At 69.2% G+C, this 19,993-nt stretch carries 21 protein-coding genes and 1 riboswitch; of the genes, 17 read left to right on the forward strand and 4 right to left on the reverse strand.

What is annotated here, in order from left to right; all coding sequences use genetic code 11:
• The first annotated feature begins 204 nt into the window (after window positions 1-204).
• From BBK82_RS15470 to BBK82_RS15480, 3 genes are all read left to right on the forward strand, one after another.
• A complete protein-coding gene (locus BBK82_RS15470; RefSeq protein WP_065915646.1) occupies window positions 205-1,308 on the forward strand; it encodes an FAD-binding oxidoreductase in 1,104 nt (367 codons plus the stop codon).
• Between the two features lie 6 nt (window positions 1,309-1,314).
• A riboswitch (ZMP/ZTP riboswitch) is annotated at window positions 1,315-1,399 on the forward strand.
• A 13-nt stretch (window positions 1,400-1,412) separates the two neighbouring features.
• Window positions 1,413-2,630: a serine hydroxymethyltransferase gene (locus BBK82_RS15475; protein ID WP_065915647.1), complete on the forward strand. Its 1,218-nt coding sequence runs from the start codon at window positions 1,413-1,415 to the stop codon at window positions 2,628-2,630.
• 503 nt (window positions 2,631-3,133) lie between these two features.
• Window positions 3,134-4,804, forward strand: a complete 1,671-nt coding sequence (locus tag BBK82_RS15480; protein ID WP_237048207.1) for an MDR family MFS transporter — start codon at window positions 3,134-3,136, stop codon at window positions 4,802-4,804.
• Here BBK82_RS15480 and BBK82_RS15485 read toward each other — a convergent pair.
• Window positions 4,702-5,085: a VOC family protein gene (locus tag BBK82_RS15485; protein ID WP_065915649.1), complete on the reverse strand. Its 384-nt coding sequence runs from the start codon at window positions 5,083-5,085 to the stop codon at window positions 4,702-4,704. The two genes, BBK82_RS15480 and BBK82_RS15485, sit on opposite strands and share 103 nt — an antisense overlap.
• 145 nt (window positions 5,086-5,230) lie before the next feature.
• Here BBK82_RS15485 and clpB point away from each other — a divergent pair, with 145 nt between their 5' ends.
• The 8 genes from clpB (at window position 5,231) to BBK82_RS15525 (ending at window position 12,800) form a co-directional block, all read left to right on the forward strand.
• Window positions 5,231-7,816: an ATP-dependent chaperone ClpB gene (gene clpB, locus BBK82_RS15490; protein ID WP_065915650.1), complete on the forward strand. Its 2,586-nt coding sequence runs from the start codon at window positions 5,231-5,233 to the stop codon at window positions 7,814-7,816.
• Window positions 7,817-7,856: 40 nt separating this feature from the next.
• Complete coding sequence (locus BBK82_RS15495) at window positions 7,857-8,240, forward strand: hypothetical protein (protein ID WP_065915651.1); 384 nt, start codon at window positions 7,857-7,859, stop codon at window positions 8,238-8,240.
• Window positions 8,241-8,382: 142 nt separating this feature from the next.
• Entirely contained in the window at window positions 8,383-9,099 is a 717-nt protein-coding gene (locus BBK82_RS15500) for a type III secretion system chaperone family protein (protein ID WP_065921093.1), read from the forward strand.
• 181 nt (window positions 9,100-9,280) lie between these two features.
• Window positions 9,281-10,054, forward strand: a complete 774-nt coding sequence (locus BBK82_RS15505; RefSeq protein ID WP_065915652.1) for an SDR family NAD(P)-dependent oxidoreductase — start codon at window positions 9,281-9,283, stop codon at window positions 10,052-10,054.
• Window positions 10,055-10,091: 37 nt separating this feature from the next.
• Complete coding sequence (locus BBK82_RS15510; protein WP_065915653.1) at window positions 10,092-10,442, forward strand: hypothetical protein; 351 nt, start codon at window positions 10,092-10,094, stop codon at window positions 10,440-10,442.
• Window positions 10,442-11,389 carry a WXG100 family type VII secretion target gene (locus tag BBK82_RS15515; RefSeq protein WP_065915654.1) on the forward strand — a complete coding sequence of 316 codons (948 nt, stop codon included), beginning with the start codon at window positions 10,442-10,444 and terminating at the stop codon, window positions 11,387-11,389. The genes BBK82_RS15510 and BBK82_RS15515 overlap by 1 nt, the downstream gene beginning before the upstream one ends.
• A complete protein-coding gene (locus BBK82_RS15520; RefSeq protein WP_065915655.1) occupies window positions 11,386-11,835 on the forward strand; it encodes a hypothetical protein in 450 nt (149 codons plus the stop codon). The genes BBK82_RS15515 and BBK82_RS15520 overlap by 4 nt, the downstream gene beginning before the upstream one ends.
• Before the next feature lie 269 nt (window positions 11,836-12,104).
• Complete coding sequence (locus BBK82_RS15525) at window positions 12,105-12,800, forward strand: hypothetical protein (RefSeq protein WP_154697334.1); 696 nt, start codon at window positions 12,105-12,107, stop codon at window positions 12,798-12,800.
• 3 nt (window positions 12,801-12,803) lie between these two features.
• Here BBK82_RS15525 and BBK82_RS15530 read toward each other — a convergent pair whose 3' ends face one another.
• A complete protein-coding gene (locus BBK82_RS15530) occupies window positions 12,804-13,376 on the reverse strand; it encodes a hypothetical protein (RefSeq protein ID WP_065915657.1) in 573 nt (190 codons plus the stop codon).
• A 71-nt stretch (window positions 13,377-13,447) separates the two neighbouring features.
• Between BBK82_RS15530 and pyrE the strand changes: the two genes are divergently transcribed.
• From pyrE to BBK82_RS15555, 5 genes are all read left to right on the forward strand, one after another.
• Window positions 13,448-13,996 (forward strand): orotate phosphoribosyltransferase, encoded by a 549-nt coding sequence (gene pyrE, locus BBK82_RS15535; protein ID WP_065915658.1) that lies wholly within the window; start codon window positions 13,448-13,450, stop codon window positions 13,994-13,996.
• A 69-nt stretch (window positions 13,997-14,065) separates the two neighbouring features.
• Window positions 14,066-14,434: a DUF2784 domain-containing protein gene (locus tag BBK82_RS15540; protein WP_065915659.1), complete on the forward strand. Its 369-nt coding sequence runs from the start codon at window positions 14,066-14,068 to the stop codon at window positions 14,432-14,434.
• A gap of 88 nt (window positions 14,435-14,522) precedes the next feature.
• Window positions 14,523-15,389 carry a hypothetical protein gene (locus BBK82_RS15545; protein ID WP_065915660.1) on the forward strand — a complete coding sequence of 289 codons (867 nt, stop codon included), beginning with the start codon at window positions 14,523-14,525 and terminating at the stop codon, window positions 15,387-15,389.
• Between the two features lie 310 nt (window positions 15,390-15,699).
• On the forward strand, window positions 15,700-16,311 hold the full coding sequence (locus BBK82_RS15550) for a TrmH family RNA methyltransferase (protein WP_237048208.1): 612 nt from the start codon (window positions 15,700-15,702) through the stop codon (window positions 16,309-16,311).
• Window positions 16,312-16,336: 25 nt separating this feature from the next.
• A complete protein-coding gene (locus tag BBK82_RS15555) occupies window positions 16,337-17,419 on the forward strand; it encodes a glycoside hydrolase family 76 protein (protein ID WP_154697336.1) in 1,083 nt (360 codons plus the stop codon).
• Here the strand turns inward: BBK82_RS15555 and BBK82_RS15560 are convergent.
• The gene (locus tag BBK82_RS15560; RefSeq protein ID WP_065921095.1) at window positions 17,401-18,135 is read right to left on the reverse strand and encodes a sugar phosphate isomerase/epimerase family protein; all 735 of its coding nucleotides are present in this window, start codon (window positions 18,133-18,135) and stop codon (window positions 17,401-17,403) included. The genes BBK82_RS15555 and BBK82_RS15560 overlap by 19 nt on opposite strands.
• Window positions 18,129-19,103 carry a LacI family DNA-binding transcriptional regulator gene (locus BBK82_RS15565; RefSeq protein ID WP_065915662.1) on the reverse strand — a complete coding sequence of 325 codons (975 nt, stop codon included), beginning with the start codon at window positions 19,101-19,103 and terminating at the stop codon, window positions 18,129-18,131. Before BBK82_RS15565 ends, BBK82_RS15560 begins: the two co-directional genes overlap by 7 nt.
• Before the next feature lie 33 nt (window positions 19,104-19,136).
• Here BBK82_RS15565 and BBK82_RS15570 point away from each other — a divergent pair, with 33 nt between their 5' ends.
• Window positions 19,137-19,982: a PfkB family carbohydrate kinase gene (locus BBK82_RS15570; protein ID WP_065915663.1), complete on the forward strand. Its 846-nt coding sequence runs from the start codon at window positions 19,137-19,139 to the stop codon at window positions 19,980-19,982.
• Window positions 19,983-19,993 lie beyond the last annotated feature (11 nt).

Below are 19,993 nucleotides of genomic sequence, written 5' to 3' on the forward strand. Positions count from 1 at the left end.
CGAAGGTGGCATCAAGGAGTCAAAGAGCCCGATCAGGGGTTAGTGTCCACCCTGTCGGGGGACGGATGCTTGACGAGGACGACAGCGCCTTGCCGGCGCCAGGATGAAGAACGTGGAGACTGCGCGCGGACCATGACTGCGAACGCTGTGCTGAGCCCCATCCCTACCCCGCCACACCGAGAACCCCCGCCTGGCGTCACCGCGATGGTGCGGATGATCCGGGAGAGCTTCGCGGTGGTGGAACCGCATTCCGAAGAGGTGGCCAAGTTCTTCTACGGGATGCTCTTCTCGCTCTCGCCTGCCACACGCGAGATGTTCCCCGCGAACATGGAGGTGCAGCGCAGCCGTCTGCTGCGCGCCCTCGTGCACGTGGTGCAGATGGTCGACCGCCCGGACGACCTGATCCCGTTCCTCCGCCAGCTGGGGCGTGACCACCGCAAGTTCGGTGTCATCAACGTCCACTACGAGGCGGTCGGCACGGCCCTGCTCTCCGCGGTGAAGAAGTTCGCCGGTGCCGCCTGGACGCCGAAGGTCGAGATGGCCTGGGCCGAGGCGTACACGCTGATGGCCCGCGCGATGCAGGAGGCGGCCGACGCCGACAACGGCCCCGCGTACTGGCATGCGACGGTGCTGGACCACCAGCGCGTGTCGTGGGACCTGGCCGTCGTGCGGCTGCAGCCGGACCACCCGGTCAACTACCGCGCCGGGCAGTACGTGTCCGTCGAGACGCCGCAGCGCAAGCGGCTCTGGCGCTACTACTCGCCGGCGAACGCGCCGCGCGAGGACGGCGTCATCGAGTTCCACATCCGGTCCGTGGACGGCGGCTGGGTGTCGCGCTCGGTGGTCGGTCACACGCAGGCGGGCGACACGTGGCGGATCGGACCGCCCATGGGACGTCTGTCGGTCGACCGCACGGCCGGGCAGGACATCCTGATGGTGGCCGGCGGCACGGGTGTCGCGCCGATGCACGCGATCATCGACGAGATGGCGCAGTGGGGCGACAACCCGCGCGTGCACCTGTTCTACGGCGGCCGCACCCGTGAGGACCTCTACGACCTGGACAACCTGCAGCGCATCGCGACCACGAACCCGTGGCTCACGGTCGTGCCGGTGCTGGAGTCGGACCCCGGCGTCCGCGGTGTCGAGCAGGGCACCCTGGCCGACGTGGTCACCCGGTACGGCGCGTGGGAGGACCGGGACGTCCTGGTCTGCGGCAGCCCGGCCATGATCAGGTCGACGGTGTCCCGCATGCTGGTCGCGGGAACTCCGCTCGACCGGATCAAGTACGACCCGTTCACGCTGGACTAAGCTCGGCACGTCTCAAGCGACTGGCGTGCCGAGGGTGGAACCGACCACCGGGAAGCGACGGCCGAGCGCACCGAACGCCTGGGTGCCCGGCGTGGAGTAGCGCCGTGCTCTCTGACGTCGATCCCGAGATCGCCGCACTGATCCAGGCCGAGTCCGCCCGCCAGTCCAGCAAGCTGCGCATGATCGCGTCGGAGAACGACGTGTCAGCCGCCGTGCTTGAGGCAACAGGCTCGGTGCTGACCAACAAGTACTCCGAGGGGTACCCCGGCAAGCGGTACTACGAGGGCCAGCAGGTCGTCGACCAGGTCGAACAGCTGGCGGTCGACCGTGCCCGCGCCCTGTTCGGCGTGGACCACGCCAACGTCCAGCCGCTGTCCGGCGCGCCCGCGAACCTCGCGGTCTACCTGGCGTTCCTCTCGCCGGGTGACACGGTGATGGGCATGTCGCTGCCGATGGGCGGCCACCTGACCCACGGCTGGAACGTGTCGGCGACCGGCAAGTGGTTCAACGCCGTGCAGTACGACGTCCGCAAGGACACCGGCGTCGTCGACCTGGACGAGGTCCGCTCCCTCGCACTGGCCGAGCGCCCTCGCGTGATCTTCTGCGGCGGCACCGCCATCCCGCGCACGATCGACTTCCCGGCGTTCGCCTCGATCGCCGCCGAGGTCGACGCCGTCCTGGTCGCCGACATCGCCCACATCGCGGGCCTGGTCGCGGGCGGCGCCCACCCGTCCCCGGTCGGCCACGCCCCGGTCATCACCACGACCACGCACAAGACCCTGCGCGGCCCGCGCGGCGCGATGATCCTCACCGACGCCGAGCACGCCCGCGCGATCGACCGGGCCGTGTTCCCCGGCCTGCAGGGCGGCCCGCACAACCACACGACCGCCGCGATCGCCGTGGCGCTGCACGAGGCCATGCAGCCCGCGTTCCGCTCGTACGCGCACGCGATCGTGGCCAACGCTCAAGCGCTCGCGGCTGCTTTGCTGGAGCGCGGCTTCGACCTGGTCTCCGGCGGCACCGACAACCACCTGATCCTCATCGACCTGACGTCGAAGGGCATCGGCGGCAAGCCGGCCGCACGGGCGCTGGACCAGGCGGGCATCGAGCTCAACTACAACGCCGTGCCGTACGACACCCGCAAACCGTTCGACCCGTCCGGCATCCGGCTGGGCACGCCCGCCATCACCACCCGCGGCCTGCGCCCCGAGCAGATGCCGCAGGTCGCCGAGTGGATCGACCGCGCAATCGCCGCCGCGGACAACGGCCCGGCGCTGGACCGCATCGCGGCCGAGGTGCGGGAACTGCTCGCTGCGCTGTAGGCGGTGGACCGGGGCTCGGCAGGTCGGAGGAGGCCTGCCGAGTCCCGGCCGCCAGCGCGCTCGCCGGGTGGACCTGCAAGGACGCGCGTCGCCGCGACCTGACGGAGATCGCAGCCATAGCCCAGCCGAGCCAGCCCAGCTGCGCAGAGCCAGCCGGCCGGGCCGAGCGCGCCGGGCCGAGCCCAGCCGGGACGGAGCCGGGCCGCACCGCCGAGCCAGCCGAGCCCGAGCCGAGCCGCCGGGCCGCACCGGCCTGGCCGCCGACCCAGCCACCCCACTCAGCCGCGCCTCGGCCCGCCACACCCGAACCAGCCGCGCCCAGCCCTCCCCCATGAGCAGCTTCCCGCCCCTCTCACGACCGGAGCGCGTCCAGCCGTTCGCGTCCGCCGCTCCACCCGCCGCGAACACCGTGGAACGTGACCCACGAGTCACCCGAGAAAGTTGTTCTAGCTAACTATCTCCGGATATAGTTGTATGGCATCAACTAACTACCGGAGGTGTGCTTGAACCGGCCCTCGTCGCATCGGGAGATCCTCGAAGCGCTGTCCGGCATCTGGGTGGCGCTGCTCGTCGCGATCCTCAGCTCCACCATCGTCTCGAACGCTCTCCCGACGATCCTGGCCGAGCTCAAGGGCACGCAGACCCAGTACACCTGGGTCATCACGTCGATGTTGCTCGCCTCCACGGCCAGCACGCCGCTGTGGGGCAAGCTCGCCGACCTCTTCGACAAGAAGAAGCTGCTGCAGACCGGCATCATCCTGTTCGTGATCGGCTCGGTCCTCGCGGGCCTGAGCCAGAACATGGAGCAGCTCATCGGGTTCCGGGTCGTCCAGGGCCTGGGCATGGGCGGTGTGCAGGCGCTCGGCCAGGTCGTGGTCGGCGCGCTGCTGAGCCCGCGCGAACGCGGCCGCTACAGCGGCTACACCGGCATGGTGATCTCGGCCGGCACCGTCGGCGGGCCGCTCGTCGGCGGGTTCCTCGTCGACTGGCCCGGTTGGCGCTGGTGCTTCTTCGTGTGCGTGCCGCTGGCCCTGGTGGCCCTCGCCGTGCTGCACAAGACGCTGCACCTGCCGACCAAGAAGCAGCACGTGAAGATCGACTACCTGGGTGCCACGCTGATCACGGGTGGCGTGAGCCTGCTGCTCATGTGGGTGTCGTTCGCCGGCAAGGACTTCGCGTGGTTCTCCGGGGAGAGCGCGCTGTACGTCGGTGGCGTGCTGGTCGCGCTGGTCGCCGCCTACTTCGTCGAGCGCAGGGCGAGTGCGCCGGTGATCCCGCTGCACCTGTTCCGCAACCGCACGGTGGTGCTGGCGATGTTCGGCGGCATCGCGGTCGGCACGGCGATGTTCGGCGCGTCGGTGTTCATGGGGCAGTACTTCCAGATCGCGCGCGGGTTCTCGCCCACGAAGGCGGGGCTGCTCACGGTTCCGCTGGTGCTCGGCCTGAGCATCTCGTCCACGGTCAGCGGGCAGCTGATCGCGAAGAGCGGCAGGTGGAAGAGCTACCTGGTCTGGGGTGCGTTCTCGCTGGTCGCCGGGCTGGCGCTGCTCGGGACGATCGACCACTCCACCAACCTCACGCTGATGGGCGCGTACCTGCTGCTGGTCGGCGTGGGCGTGGGCCTGACCATGCAGAACCTGGTGCTCGCCGTGCAGAACGGCGTCAGCATGGCCGATCTGGGGGCGGCGAGCTCCACGGCGACGTTCCTGCGGTCGCTGGGAGGAACGGCCGGCGTGTCGGTGCTCGGTGCGGTGCTGGCCGCCCACGTGAGCACGACGACGCTCGACCCCGGCTCCCTCTCCCCGGCCGTGCGGAACTCCTACGGCGACGCGATGGGCGAGCTGTTCCTGATCGCCGCCGGTCTCGCGGTCTTCACCGTCATCGCGGTGCTGCTGATCAAGGAGCAGCCGCTGCGCGAGTCCGTGGACGTGACCGCGGATGTCACCCCAACGGGTTCTGGCGCACAGACGGTGGCCACTGAGCTTGCCTCACCTGTGGATACTGACCAGCGGATTGTGGACAACCCAACCCCTGTTGTGGACAAGCTGTTGGTACGAATGAGTGACGGCGGTCAGGAGGTGGCGGCCCGTTCGGCTGCGCTGCGTTCCACGCAGAACTCGTTGCCCTCGGGGTCGCGCATCGTGACCCAGCCGGTGCCGTCCGGCCTGCGCTGATCGTCGAACACCGTCGCGCCGATCCCGACCAGCCGGTCGACCTCCTCGTCCCGGGTGAGGTCGGTCGGCTGCAGGTCGATGTGCAGCCGGTTCTTGAGCTCCTTGCCCTCCGGCACGTTGATGAACAGGTAGCGGATGCCGCTCGGCAGGTGGATCAGGCACTCCGGGTCGCCGGGGTTGTCCTCCGGGTCGAGCGGCAGGCCGAGCACCTGGCCCCACCAGGACGCGATCGCGTAGGAGTCGCGCGCGTCCACGGTGATGTTGTGGATGATTGACGTCATGGCGCTGATCTTCGCCTAACCCGCTCGTCCCGGCTCGGATTTTCCGCGACGGCCGTCACGTTCCTAGTTGAGCGGAACAGACTCAACTTTTCTGACGTTGTGCGGGATGATGGTCCATGCTCAAGGCTGACCACGAGGTGGAGGAATGGACGCTTTCAACCCGACGACCAAGACCCAGCAGGCTGTTTCGGCAGCCGTGCAGGCAGCGACGCTCAACGGCAACCCCGACACGGGTTCGGTGCACCTGCTCGGCGCCCTGCTGGCGCAGACGGACGGGTTGACCGCGCCGTTGCTCTCCGCGGTGGGCGCCGACCCGACGCTGGTGCGCAAGGAGCTGGAGCAGCTCTCCCGCGCCCTGCCCAGCGCCTCCGGATCGACGGTCTCCGCGCCGCAGCTCTCGCGGGACGCCGTGCGCGTGCTCGGCAGGGCCCAGGAGCTCGCCACCGAGATGGGCGACGAGTACGTCTCCACCGAGCACCTGCTCGTGGGGCTCGCGCAGCACGGTGGCCAGGTGGCCGACCTGCTGCGACGGCACGGCGCGACGCCGGAGGCGCTGACCGAGGCCTTCACGAAGGTCCGCGGTTCGGCGCGGGTCACCTCGCCCGACCCCGAGGGCACCTACAAGGCGCTGGAGAAGTACGGCGTCGACCTGACCGAACGCGCGCGCAAGGGCGAGCTCGACCCCGTGATCGGCCGTGACTCCGAGATCCGCCGGGTCGTGCAGGTGCTGTCGCGGCGCACCAAGAACAACCCGGTGCTGATCGGCGAGCCCGGTGTCGGCAAGACCGCCATCGTCGAGGGCCTGGCCCAGCGCGTGGTGGCCGGTGACGTGCCGGAGTCACTGCGCGGCAAGCGGGTGGTGTCGCTCGACCTCGGCTCGATGGTCGCGGGCGCCAAGTACCGCGGTGAGTTCGAGGAGCGGCTCAAGGCCGTCCTCAAGGAGATCACCGACTCGGCCGGCCAGGTCATCACGTTCATCGACGAGCTGCACACGATCGTCGGCGCCGGCGCGACCGGCGAGTCCGCCATGGACGCCGGCAACATGATCAAGCCCATGCTGGCGCGCGGCGAGCTGCGGATGGTCGGTGCCACGACCCTCGACGAGTACCGCGAGCACATCGAGAAGGACGCCGCCCTGGAGCGGCGCTTCCAGCAGGTGCTGGTCGGCGAGCCCTCGGTCGAGGACACCGTCGGCATCCTGCGCGGCCTCAAGGAGCGCTACGAGGTGCACCACGGCGTGCGCATCACCGACGCCGCCCTCGTCGCCGCCGCCACGATGTCGGACCGCTACATCACCGCGCGCTTCCTGCCGGACAAGGCCATCGACCTCGTCGACGAGGCCGCGTCCCGGTTGCGCATGGAGATCGACTCGCGGCCGGTGGAGATCGACACGGTCGAACGGGCGGTCCGCCGCCTGGAGATCGAGGAGATGGCGCTCGCCAAGGAGTCCGACGCCGCCTCGCTCGAACGGCTCTCCGCCCTGCGCGCCGAGCTGGCCGAGAAGCGCGAGGAGCTGTCCGCGCTGACCGCCCGCTGGCAGAACGAGAAGGGCTCGATCGACAAGGTCCGCACGCTCAAGGAGCAGCTGGAGTCGTTGCGCGGCGAGTCGGAACGCGCCGAGCGCGACGGCGACCTCGGCCGGGCCGCGGAGCTGCGCTACGGCCGGATCCCCGCGCTGGAGAAGGAGCTGCAGGCCGCCGCCGAGGCGTCCACCCAGGAGTCCGCGATGCTCAAGGAGGAGGTCGGCCCCGACGACGTCGCCGACGTCGTCTCCGCCTGGACCGGCATCCCGGCAGGTCGGCTGCTGGAAGGCGAGACGGCGAAGCTGCTGCGGATGGAGGACGAGCTCACCCGCCGCGTCGTCGGGCAGGCCGAGGCCGTGCGGGTCGTGTCGGACGCGGTGCGCAGGACGCGCGCCGGTGTCGCCGACCCGGACCGCCCGACCGGCTCGTTCCTGTTCCTCGGCCCCACCGGCGTCGGCAAGACCGAGCTGGCGAAGGCGCTGGCGTCGTTCCTGTTCGACGACGAACGGGCGATGATCCGCATCGACATGAGCGAGTACTCCGAGAAGCACTCGGTGGCCCGCCTGGTCGGCGCGCCCCCCGGCTACGTCGGCTACGACCAGGGTGGCCAGCTCACCGAGTCGGTCCGCCGCCGGCCGTACTCGGTCGTGCTGCTGGACGAGGTCGAGAAGGCGCACCCGGACGTGTTCGACGTGCTGCTGCAGGTCCTCGACGACGGCCGCCTGACCGACGGCCAGGGCCGGACCGTGGACTTCCGCAACACGATCCTGGTGCTCACCTCGAACCTGGGCTCGCAGACCATCGTGAACCCGTCGCTCACCGAGGTCGAGCGCAAGGACGCCGTCATGTCGGTGGTGCAGCGCCACTTCAAGCCGGAGTTCCTGAACCGGCTGGACGACGTGGTGGTGTTCCACGCGCTCGCCACCGAGGAGCTCACGTCCATCGTGGACATCCAGATCGAGCGCCTGGGCACCCGTCTGGCGGCGCGCAGGCTGACGCTGGAGGTCACCACCGCGGCGCGCGACTGGCTGGCGCTGAACGGTTTCGACCCGGTGTACGGCGCGCGGCCGTTGCGCAGGCTGGTGCAGTCGGCGATCGGCGACCAGCTGGCGAAGGAGCTGCTGGCCGGCGAGGTGCGCGACGGCGACACCGTGCGGGTCGACGTGCTGGACGACCAGACCGGCCTGATCGTGGGCCGCGAGGTCTGAGGTTCCGGATCCCCTGCGGCGGTCGGTAGGTTGGCTCGCCGTGGGGGATCTTCGTTACGTGCGCTTCCAGGCGGTCGAACCGACGCCGCGAGGCACCTGGTCAGGTGTCTTCGGGCTGGTGAACGGCCTGCGCAGGGCCGGCAGGCTGACCGCGGAGCAGGAGGAGTTCTGCCGCGTCAACCACGCTTGGTACAACGCGGCCTACACCGACCCGTCGACGGTCGACCCGACCGTGTACGACCGGGAGGTGAACCCCGGCGCCGCCGCGTGGTTCAAGGTCGAGGCGACGCACCTGGTCGACCGGGTCGACGGTTACCTGGCGATCCTCGACGCGCACGGCGTGCGGTGGCGCCGGGTGGAGTCCGACGATCCCGGCCGCGTCGTCTACGAGGACGCGGACCAGGTCGTCGTCGTGCCGCGGTAGTCCACGTCCGGGGGCTTGAAGATGCTCCAAACGGGACGATCACGCACCGCCGACCGCGTGGAAACTGCGGTCGCGGGACGCGACGCGCGGAAGTGATCTTCGTTCCACGCGCTCGACCCACTACGCTTCAGCTGTGGGTGGCATACCGGCGTGGGTCTGGTTCACCGTCGCCGCGGTGGCGGGCGTGGCGGGGTTCGCCCTGCTCGCGACCGACCGGGCGCAACGAACCGCGCGTAATCGTGAACGGCGCCGTTGGGCTGCCCTGCGCGGCTGGCAGTTCGAAGAGACAGACCACGTGCTGCCGACACGCTGGGAAGCGGGCGCCATCGCGTACTACGGCACGGGCCTCGCCCGTGACGTCGTCGCGGGCTCCACGTTCACCGCGGACGGCAGGCGGCAGGTCTACGTGCTCGACCACGAGACCGGTGGCAAGGTCAACTCCGTGCTGGTCGGCGTGCGCTGCCGGCGCGCGTTGTCGGTGGTCATCGAGCTGTGGCTCTCGACGGTGCCGTTCCAGCGCGACAAGATGCCCGACCTGCTCGGCCCGGTCGGGTCGCGGTACGCGTTCGTCACGGACGTGCCCGCCGCCCGCAAGCTGATCACGCCGGACCTGATCGACGCCGCTGAGGAGATCGGTGGCGACGTCACGGTCGTCTGGCTGGAGAACGACTGGGTGCTGGCCTCCGCGCCGCCCAACTCGTCGCCCGCTCGCCTGGAGCGGCTGCTGCGGGACGTGGGCGAGCTCGCGGACGTGATCGACCCGTTCGACGCTGACCCGTCCGAGGACGAGCCCGCCGCCGATCCGGAGGACGAAGGCGGCGAGGTCTACCGGCCGTCGTTCGGACGCAAGCAGACGTAACAGGCAGGTGTGACCTATGTCACGCCGTAGTCCTGCCCGTTGCCGTGGCAGGTACCGCGTCCGTTGTGACGTTGGGCAACACGGGTGCGTCGGTCAGGTGGATGTTGTTCGGCGGCGAAGAGCAGAGCGCAGTTGTCGGCGTGCTTCGACCCCGGCGGTTTTCCGACTAGCGTGCGGTGGCATGCCAACCGCACTGGTGACCGGAGCAACCGTCGGGATCGGAGCCGCCTTCGCGCGCAGGCTCGCCGCCGAGGGGTACGACCTCGTCCTGGTCGCACGCACCGCGTCCGCACTGGAAGAGCTCGCGCAGCAGTTGCACGACCGCCACGGCGTGCACGTCGACACGTTGCCCGCCGATCTGAGCGACCACACCGACCGCGCCAAGGTGGAGGCACGCCTCGCCGAGTCCGCTGTGGACGTGCTGGTCAACAACGCGGGCTTCGCGAGCTCCGGCGAGTTCTTCGCCGCGGACGTGGAGAAGCTCCAAGCCCAGCTGGACGTCAACGTCGCCACCGTGCTGCGGCTGAGCAGGGCCGCGATCCCCGTGATGATGGCGCGCGGCAAGGGCGACGTGATCAACGTGTCCAGTGTGGCCAGCTTCCTGCCCGGCCGCGGCACCAGCTACAGCGCCGACAAGGCGTGGGTGACGTCGTTCTCCGAGGGCATGTCGCTCGCCGTCGGCGGTTCCGGTGTCCGGATCATGGCGCTCTGTCCTGGTTTCGTGCGGACCGAGTTCCACAAGCGCGCCGCCATCGACATGTCCAAGACGCCGAACTGGCTGTACGTCGACGCCGACCGGCTGGTCCACGAGGCGTTGCGAGACCTGCGCCGCGGCAAGGTGCTGTCGATCCCCGGCACCCAGTACAAGACCATCGTGGGGCTCACCAAGCTGCTGCCGCGCGCCCTGGTCCGCAAGATGGCGTCCCGCTTCGCCGGCGGACGCGGACGAACCTGACCGGAACCATTCGGCCCAACTGTGCGTCGGAGCAGTCGTGAGTGAACAGTTCCACGTCGTGCCAGAGGAGCTGCGCGGGTACAGCGAGCTGCTGGACCGCAACGCCCAGCACTTCGTGACCATCAAGGACCACGCGATCTCCAAGGGCGGTGACACCAGCGGGTTCACCGGCCTGCTGTCGTTGCTGCACCCCGTCGTGACCGGCGTCGCGAACCTGTACGGGGAGACGTTGGACTTCGCCAACAAGATGATGCTCAAGGACTCCGAGGCGTTGCGGAAGACCGCGGAGCACTACGAGAAGGCCGACACCATCGGCCTGAAGATCTTCGACGGTGTCCAGAACAAGCTTTCGGGTGCCCAGAAGGCACCGCAGGTCGGGGGTAACTGATGGCGACGGCGTACGCGGACGTCGAGGACCCCTCGGTCGCGCTCAACAAGGCACCCGAGGACCGCCCCGGCAGGCAGTCCACCAAGGAGCTCATCGAGAAGGCCGGCTGGAAGATCCAGGGCGTCAACTGGATCTACGAGAAGGTCACCGGCGAGAACCTGGTCGAGTCCCTGATCAACCCCCTGCTCGGCGACTTCGAGAAGATCGACGCCAACGCGCGGGCCTGGGACAACGTCTCGAAGGCGCTCGACTCGGTGCGGCACAACGTCGACGCCGGCGCCGACCAGCTGAACCCGCACTGGAACGGCTCCGCCGCCCAGGGCTTCGAACGCCGCATGGACACCATGTGGGTCATCGCGATCGAGGCGGACTCCCAGGTCGCCAGGATCATCGGCGACAAGTTCAAGTCGATGGCGAACACCTGCCGCACCCTGACGGGCCTCGCCCTGTCGCTGCTCGACTACCTGTGCCAGAAGCTGATGGAAGCGGTGATCCTCGCCCCGATCCCGGTCGTCGGCTGGGGCAAGGCCGTGTGGGTCGTCTACGACTGCATCCAGATCGTCGACCGCATCCGCAAGATCATCATTGCGGTCCAGACGCTGATCGAGGGCGTCCAGGGCATGATCGACGGCATCAAGGCCATGGGCACCGCGCTCATGAAGCTGAAGGACGTCCGCGACGTCGGCGACCTCCTCGACGTGGTCGACGGCTACCAGGACGGCAAGGAGAAGTTCGACGACGGCGCCAAGGCCGCCAAGTCCGGCGCGATGAGCATCGCCTACAACGGCTACAAGCTGAACAAGGACGTCGGCAAGGCCACCACCCGCTACGACACGAGCAGCCAGGCCGGTGCGGCGTCGAGCAGCTCGTCCGCGGCGGGTTCGAGCTCAGCGGGCTCCAGCTCAGCGGGTGCCGGCTCGGGCGGTCAGGGCGGTGGAGAGCAGTGACGTTCCCCTACGACCAGGCCCGGCTGCAGGCGCTCGTCGACGGTTTCGACGCCACGACGGCCGCGGTGGAGAAGACCGGCCGCGAAGCCGCCCAGTTCCAGCCGCGCTCGCGTGGCGTGACGGAACAGGACCTGGCGGCGATCGAGCGGTACGCCAAGAGCCCGAACGCGCCCAAGGAGTTCAAGGACCTCCAGCAGCGCATCGACTCCGGCGAGTTCAGCTGGCAGGACATCGCAGCCGGCCGCGTGATGGACGAGGGCGTGCAGAAGGCGCTCGCCACGGGCGTTCCGGACCTGCAGCGCGCCTACACGGCCATCCAGGAGGGCCAGGACATCGACGACATCATCGAGTCGGGCAACCCGTCGCGGCCGACGCCGCCGGTCCGGCCCGCGCGTGGTGACGACGACGAGGACGGTCCGTCGGTGTTCAAGGAAGACGCCTGGTAGGTCGTTCTGGTGTTCGACCGAAGCCGCCTCCCTCGTGGGGGGCGGCTTTCGTTTTGCACGTAACGAGGTCCCGGAGGCGTCAGATAGCCAAGGACACGCTGAGCGCGGAGGGACTGTCGGTGAACTCGGTATCGATCGTCGCGGACCTCAAGACGGGTCACGTGCGAGAAAGTGAGCTGACCAGCCTTGTGGCGGCGGTGCGCAGGGCACTCGGGGGTGAGGTGACCGAGTGCTGGCAGCATTCCTACCGGGACTTGCGTAGTCGCGAGGTGAGACCACTGGCCACCCTCACGATCAACCGCGAGCTCGTCGGGCAGAGCTGGCCGGAACTGGCGGACCTGGTGCGGGAACGCGGTCGCCGGGTGCGCCATGTGCGCGTCGAGCTCACCTCAGGAACCGACCGCGTGCTGATCGACATCGGCGACCGGATCTCCGTACTCGGTCGTCGTGCCGCGTACAGGGTGCAAGTCGAGGCGGACGGGGCTGAGGAGCGCGTAGTGCCCGCTGCCGAGGAAGCGATCGGGCATCTGGCGCGACCGAACAGGAGGGGTGAGCGTTGGGGTTACGCCAAGCTGATAATCATGGCGGTCCTGGCTCCGCTGCCGCTCATCGTCGTCGAAGTGGTGTTCGAGCCACGGATCGAAGCCCCAGGCGCGGACAGGGCGCGGTTGATCGGTGAGATGGCGGGCGCGATGGTGGCTTCGTCGTTCTTCTGGATGTTCCCGCTCTTGTTGTTGGCGACCGGGTTGAGCACGCTGTCGACCGCCGCGGTCCTGCTCGATCGAGCGACCGTGACGATGCCTAAGTCGCGGTACGAGCGCATGGTCGAGTGGCTGCACCAAGGCAGGTTCGCCCGCCCGTTCCTCGCCGACCCGGCTCGCAGCGGTGTGGTCATCGCGCTGGTCGGTGTCGTCGTCGGTGTCGTCATCGGAGTGCTGGGCATGGTCATCGGGATCTTGATCTAGCGGTCACTCCCCGGGCAGGAACCCGGACGCATCGCTGCTCAAGTGGTTCGTGCCGACGCCGCGGACGATGTCGAACGCCACCGCCGCCGCCACCGCGAGCGACCGCACGGGTTCCGAGGTGCCGGGGCGCACCTGGACGACGTCCCGGCGCACCCGCTTGCCGTTGCGCTTCTTGATCTGCCCGATGTGGAGCTGGATCACGTCGCCGAGCAGGCAGAGCTGCGTGCCGTTCACGTCGAGCAGCGCGTACCGGCCCGGCTGCGGCACGATCGAGCCGACCGGCTGGCCGTTCGGCCAGGCCACCTTGGTCGGGCGCTTGCCGATGCCCGCCGACTTGGTCACCACGAGCACCGGCTGGCCGGTCGGCGACAGGACCTGCAGGCTGAACGGCGTCCAGCGGGACAGGCTGAGGTTGCGCAGGCGGGCGGTGAGGAAGCCGCGGCGGGTCTCGCGGACCGAGCCGAGCAGCACGTCGTGTCCGTCGTAGGCGTCTGCGAGGTACTTCGACCCGAGCATCAACCGCATCGGTGTCCACGGCTGGTCCACGACGAAGGTGTCCGCGCTCAACAGGTTCACGGTGATGCAGGGTATGCGGCGTGGCGGCGTCGCGTGTGCGAAGCTTGCGACCCGTGCGAACTGAACAGGTCTTGGACGCGAACGCGAAGTCGGAACTCGCCCGCTTGGTGAGCGAATTGGCCGTGGTGCACGGCAAGGTGACCCTCTCGAGCGGCAAGGAAGCCGACTACTACGTCGACCTGCGCCGTGCCACGCTGCACCACGCGGCGGCGCCGTTGATCGGCAAGCTGCTCCGCCAGCTCACCAGCGACTGGAACTTCGTCGCCGTCGGCGGTCTCACGCTCGGTGCCGACCCCGTGGCCTACGCGATGATGCACTCCGCCGCGGTCGCCGGTGACGTGCTGGACGTGTTCGTCGTCCGCAAGGCCGCCAAGGCGCACGGCATGCAGCGCCAGATCGAGGGCATCGAGGTCCGCGGCCAGCGCGTCCTGGCCGTCGAGGACACCTCCACGACCGGCGGCTCCGTCCTCACCGCCGTCACCGCCCTGCGCGAGGCCGGCGCCGAGGTCGTGGGCGTCGCCACCGTCGTCGACCGCGGCACGGGCGCCCGCGAGGCCATCGAGGCCGAGGGCCTGCAGTACCGCTACCTGCTGGACCTGGACGACCTGGGTCTCGCCTGAGCAGCTGATCGGTTTCATCGAGCGCGGTTCGAGCTACCCCGTCCTAGTCTGGAGGACGGGGTGGTGCGAATGGCGAGGCTCCTGGCGGAAGCCGTCATGCTGCTGCACTTCGCCGTGCTGGCGTTCCTGCTGGCCGGCGGCTTCCTCGCGTGGCGCTGGCGCCGCCTCATCCACCCGCACCTGGCCCTCGCCGCCTGGGCGGTGCTGAGCCTCGCCGTGCCGACCGTCTGCCCCCTCACGACCTGGGAGAACCACTTCCGCGCGCAGGCGGGGATACCGGTGCTGGAGACCGGGTTCATCGACCACTACATCGACGGGGTCTGGTACCCGGAGAGCGCGGCTACGGTGGTGCAGCTGGTGCTCGGGGCCGTTGTGGTGGTGTCGTGGATCGGGTTCTGCGCGGGCCGGCGTGCCGTACGTGGAGTCAGCATTCACTAGCGCACCTTTCACCTGTATGTACCAACCTTGCGCGCCGCATACCGCACCGACCTAAACTCGGCTGATCTTCAAAGGTGAGGGGGTTCGTGTGCAGCGTTTCCTGGACTGGCTCGACGAATACCTCGCCGATGTGGGTTTCGTGGGTGCGGCGGAAGTCGGGTTCGGAATTCTTTCGGTGTGTGGTGTTTTCGGTCTGGTGTTCGCGCTGGAAAGCGCCGAGTCCATCTCGGTCGCTGCGGTGCTGGTCGGAGTGGCGGGACTGACGACGCTGGTGATCGCCGGGAGGTCCTCAAGTCGACGACGCGCCGAGGTGGACCAGAAGTTGTTGGTCCGGTACTGCGAAGTGTTGTCCGACCAGATGCAGAGCTCCTGGCGGTTGATCAGGTGGGAACAGCACACCGACATCAACCCGCAGGGCGATGTCCGCCAGGTGATGTCCGCGTCCGGCGCGGTGAAATCGTTCAAGTTGAGCTATTACCGGATTCGGGTCGGTGCGGGGTGGAACCAGCCCAAGAAATACCGGAACAACGTGCGCGTGCACGTGCGCGGGATCGAGCTGGAGGGTGTGCCCGGGGCGCAAGCGGAGCTCACCACGGTGTGGTTGCCGTCGGGGCGGTTGGAGGTGCTCGTGCACTTCCCGAAGCCGCTTTCCCGCGGCAAGCGTTTCAACGTCGTGGTCGTGGTGGACTGGCCGGGCAAGTGCCGTCCACTGATGAAGGACGGTGCTCCCGACGACTTCCGCTACGTCGCTTCCCGGCACCTGGAAGAGCTGGCCTACACCGTCGTCCTGCCGCCGGGGACCGACGCGACGTGCGGTCCGCTCGGATTCGTCCCGGAGGAGGAGCCGGACTACAGCCTGGAAGAGCGCCGCGGCAACGGCCAGCTGGAGGTCGAGTTCCGGGCGCTCAACGTGAAACCAAATCGCATCATCGGCATGCGTCTCGACCTGAAATAGCGGAGGCGTCCCGACCAGGCGACGCCGCCGAGTGCGTGGTCGCGCGACTACTTGTCGCCGCTGACCTCGTCGCCGCCGATGTGGCTCATCGATCGATCTTTCTGTGCAATGGACGGGAAGGCACGGACACTACCGGTTCACCTGAGATGTCGCGCTCCGGGGCTGTCTCGTTAGTGCAACGGTGCAACCATTGTTCGGCAACGCAGCGGTTTATTGCGGTAAGTAGTGTCGAGTTGACGTTTCGTGGAGGAGTCGCGTGCTGCTCGAAGGCTTTCATCCAGTCAAGCACGCTCTTCGCTTTGGTGCGGTGGTGTCGCCGCTGCTCACCACGAACCTGGCGGCGACCGTGAACTTGGCGCGGACCCATGCTCCTGACCTCGTTGAGGTGTACGCACGGGCGACCGAGGTGGCTCAACAGGAGTTCGTCCGCCGCGTCGGCCGCACCCACCCGACCGGCGTAGCGGGCTTCGCGGAACGCCCCGACCTCCCCTTCGACCGCAACGCCCCCGTCGTCCTCCTCGACAACCCCCGCAACCTCGGCAACTTCGGCGCCACCATCCGCGTCGCCGCCGGCCTCGACGCGGGCGGGGTCCTCTCCACCGGCGACGTCGACCCCTGGCACCCCACCGTGCTCCGCGGTTCCGCCGGCCTCCACTTCGCGCTCCCCGTCGCCAGGGCGACCAGCCTCGACTTCGCCGCAGACCTCATCGCCTTCGACGCCGACGGCGAGCCGCTCACCGGCCCCATCCCCGACAGCGCCGTCCTCGCGTTCGGCTCCGAGCGCCACGGCCTGTCCGAAGAGGTCAGGAACAAGGCCACCCGGATCGTCCGGCTGCCCATGCGGGAGAAGGTCAGCAGTTACAACCTGACAACTTCTGTGGCCATGGGGCTGTACCACTGGGTGGTTCACCGAGCTTCTTGATCGTTCCAGAAAGCACGATGGGCTGGTGGTGATCGCGAAGCTGCTGGCCGCTCGTGCGGGTGTTGCGGAGCGTGCGGTGCATTCGAGGCACCTGCGCCGGGTCTGGGGGGTGCCCGGGACGAGTCTCGGGGCCTGTGGGTGGCCGCCGAGGTTCGGGGACAAGGTCTTCGCGCCGTTCAACTACTGGTGGCAGGCGCACCTGCTCGACTGCATGATCGACGGGTACGAGCGCGGGCCCGTCGAGGCGCGCAAGCAGGCGATCATCAGGGTCCTCCGCGGTATTCGCGTGCGGAACGTCAGCAGCTGGACCAACGACTACTACGACGACGTCGCGTGGCTGGGGCTGGCGTTGCAGCGCGCGCAGCACATCGGCATCGCCAAGCCCAAGGCCATCGGGCAGATCGCGAACCAGCTGCGGGACGGGTGGACCGACCACGCCGGCGGTGGGATCTGGTGGAAGCGCGGCGACGACTTCAAGAACGTGCCGGCCAACGGGCCCGCGGCGATCTTCCTGGCCCGGCAGAACGAAGGGACGGACCTCGCGAAGGCGCGGTCCATCGTGGACTGGGTGGAGGACCACCTCGTCGACCCCAAAGGCCTTGCGTGGGACGGGCTCCACGTGCACCCCAACGGTGACATCAGGGACGTCGAGAAGAACATCTACACGTACTGCCAAGGCGTTCTCATCGGTGCGTGCGTGGAGTTGGCGAAGCGCGGGCAGCCAACCAAGTGGGTCGAGAAGGCGGCACGCACCATCACGGCCGTGTACGACGACCTCGCCACCGACGGTGTCATCAACGGGCAGGGTGGCGGGGACGGTGGGCTGTTCGCCGGGATCCTCGTCCGCTACCTCGCGCAGGCGGCTCTGCACATCCCCGAGCTCGACCCCGCGCACGCGGGCAGTGCCGAGCTGGCCAGGCAGCTCGTGATGACCTCGGCGGAGGCCGCGTGGCACAACCGGACGATGGCGGTCAGCGGGCCGCTGTTCGGTCCGGAGTGGACGGTCACGGCCACCGAGGAGGAGGGCAGGGACCTGTCAGTGCAGCTGGGCGGGTGGATGTGCCTGGAGGCGGCGGCCCTGCTCGAACGTCACGGCGCGGCGACGTAGCTCAGCAGGGTCTTGGCGTCCTCGCGGAACTGGTCGACCGAGTCGTCGCGCACGAACTCCAGCAGGGCGTTGCGCTCGATGCCGTCGCGCGCGAGCTCGCCGAGCACCGGTTTCCACAGGTCGCGGCGTGCGGACAACGGCAGGCGGTCGGTGAAGCCGCCGGGGCCCCACGAGAAGACGTGCGCTGTCACCGGTTCCAGCGTCCTGACCTCGTGCACCGCCGAGAACACGTCCTGGCCGCCGCTCGGTTGCCAGTACGGCACCACGCCGTCGACCTCGTCCAGCAGCCGCACGGTCGAGTCGAGCGTGTCGGTCAGCGTGTTGCGGTGGTACTCCAACGCGATCCGCGTGCCCATCGCGTCGGCGTGCTCGACGGCGTGCTGCAGCGCCTCCACCACGGCACCGCGGTCGGCGCACTCGGCGGAACCCGAGGTGCCCGCCCACACCCGGACGAACGGCGCGTCCAGCTCCGCGGCGGTTTCCAAGATCGCCGCCAGCTCCGAACGGTCCGACACGCCCGCGCGGTAGTACGAGCCGTACGCCGCCACCTTCAGGCCGGTGTCCAGCGCACGGCGGGCCGCCGCGAAGTCGCCGGGCGGAACGTGCACGTCGGCACCCCACTCGACGGCCTGCAGGCCGCAGTCCAGGGCCAGCTCGCCGATCTCGTCGACCGAGAGCTGCCGGAACGTCACCGAGACGAGGCCGGGGATCAGCATCCGCACGACTGCCGGTGCATCAGCGACGGCGCCAGCCGGATCGTCTCCGGTGCCCGCGTCGGGTCGGCGATGCGCGAGAGCAGCAGTTTCACGGCGGTCCTGCCGATCTCCTCGACCGGCTGGGCCAGCGTCGTGAGCGGCGGCTCGATCAACGTCGCCCACTCCACCTCGTCGTAGGCCACGACCGCGAGGTCGGTGCCGAGCTTCAGGCCGCGGGCGCGTGCTTCGTGCAGCATGCCGACCGTGACCAGGTGATCGGCGGCGACGACGGCGGTGGCCGGGTCCTCCTGGTCGAGCAGCGGCGCGAGCCAGCCGCTCTGCGAGACCAGGGCCTCGTCCCACTTCAGGCCCGCGCGGCCGAGGCCCAGGCGGTAGCCGAGGATGCGTTCCTCGGTCGTCGCCACGCCGGACTTGCCGCAGACGATGCCGATCCGCCGGTGCCCGTGCTCGGCGAGGTGCGTGACCAGGGCCGAGGTGGCCTGCACGTTCTCCGGCCCGACCTGGTCGATGTCCTTCGAGACGGTCAGGCGGTCCACCAGCACGGTCGGGATGCCGAGCTTCTTGAGCTCCGGCAGCACCAGGCTGCCCGCGCCGGCCGACGGGGTCAGCAGCAGGCCGTCGACGCGCCGGGAGCGCAGCATCCTGACCGCGGTCTGCTCGGACTCCGGGGTGTCCCTGGTGTCGATCAGCACGAGCGAGTACCCGCAGCGCGTCGCCTCCGACTCGATGGCGGCGATCAGCTCGGCGAAGTAGGGGTGGGACACCAGCGACACCGCGAGGCCCAGCGACTTCGTGCCACCCATGACCAGCGACCGCGCGATGGCGTCACCCGTGTACCCGGTCTCGTCGATCGCCTTCTGAACGCGCTCTCGCGTGTCTCCGGCGACGGGCCTGGTCTCGTTGATCACGTGTGACACCGTGGTGATGGAGACCCCCGCGAGAGCCGCGACATCCCGCATGGTGACCATGGCCGGGACCTTACCCGTTTGGAGGAAGGCCTGATGGCAGCCGTGCTGTGTGTCGGCCTCACAACTCTCGACGTCACCCAGCGGGTGACCGACTTCCCCGCACCCGGCGAGAAGGTCAGGTCGCTGTCCGCGCACCTCGCCCCCGGCGGTCCGGCGGCCGGCGCGGCACGGGCGGTGGCCGCGCTGGGCGGGTCCGCGGCGCTCCTCACCGCCTTGGGTGCCGACGCACTGGGTGAATTCGTGCGTGCCGCTTTGGAACCGGTCCAAGTCACTGCCGTCGAGGGCACGACCCCGGTGAGCATGGTCGTCGTCAGAGACGCAGATGGGGAGCGCACGGTCGTTTCGCGCAACGCGTCGGTGCCCGTCGAGGCGCCTGATTTGTCCGATCTTCTGGCCGCCGCGGACGTGGTCCTCTTGGACGGGCACCACGACGGACTGGTGATCCCCGTCGCTCAACAGGCGAAAGCGGCGGGATTGCCTGTGGTGCTCGACGCCGGGAGCTGGAAACCTGTCCTCGATCACCTGCTGCCGCTGGTGGACGTGGCTGCCTGTGCTTCGGGGTTCGAGCGGTCCGCTGCCGAGGTGCACTCGTACGGGGTCCCGCTGGTGGTTCGCACCAACGGCCCCGCACCGGTGACCTGGTCGTGGAACGGCTCGACCGGAGAGGTGCCCGTTGCGGCGGTGCAGGTGGAGGACACGAACGGTGCCGGTGACGTCTGGCACGGCGCGTACGCCTACGCGCTGGCGTCAGGAGCCGACCCGATCGCGGCCATCGGCTTCGCGTCGCAGGCCGCCGCCGTTCGGGTCGGTGCGGTCGGGGACTGGGTTGAGGAGCTGGCACGGTGGCAGGACAGCAGGTCAGGTTCGAAGAGCTGCTAGAGCGGGCCAAA

It is taken from the genome of Lentzea guizhouensis (assembly GCF_001701025.1).
Lineage (GTDB): Bacteria > Actinomycetota > Actinomycetes > Mycobacteriales > Pseudonocardiaceae > Lentzea > Lentzea guizhouensis.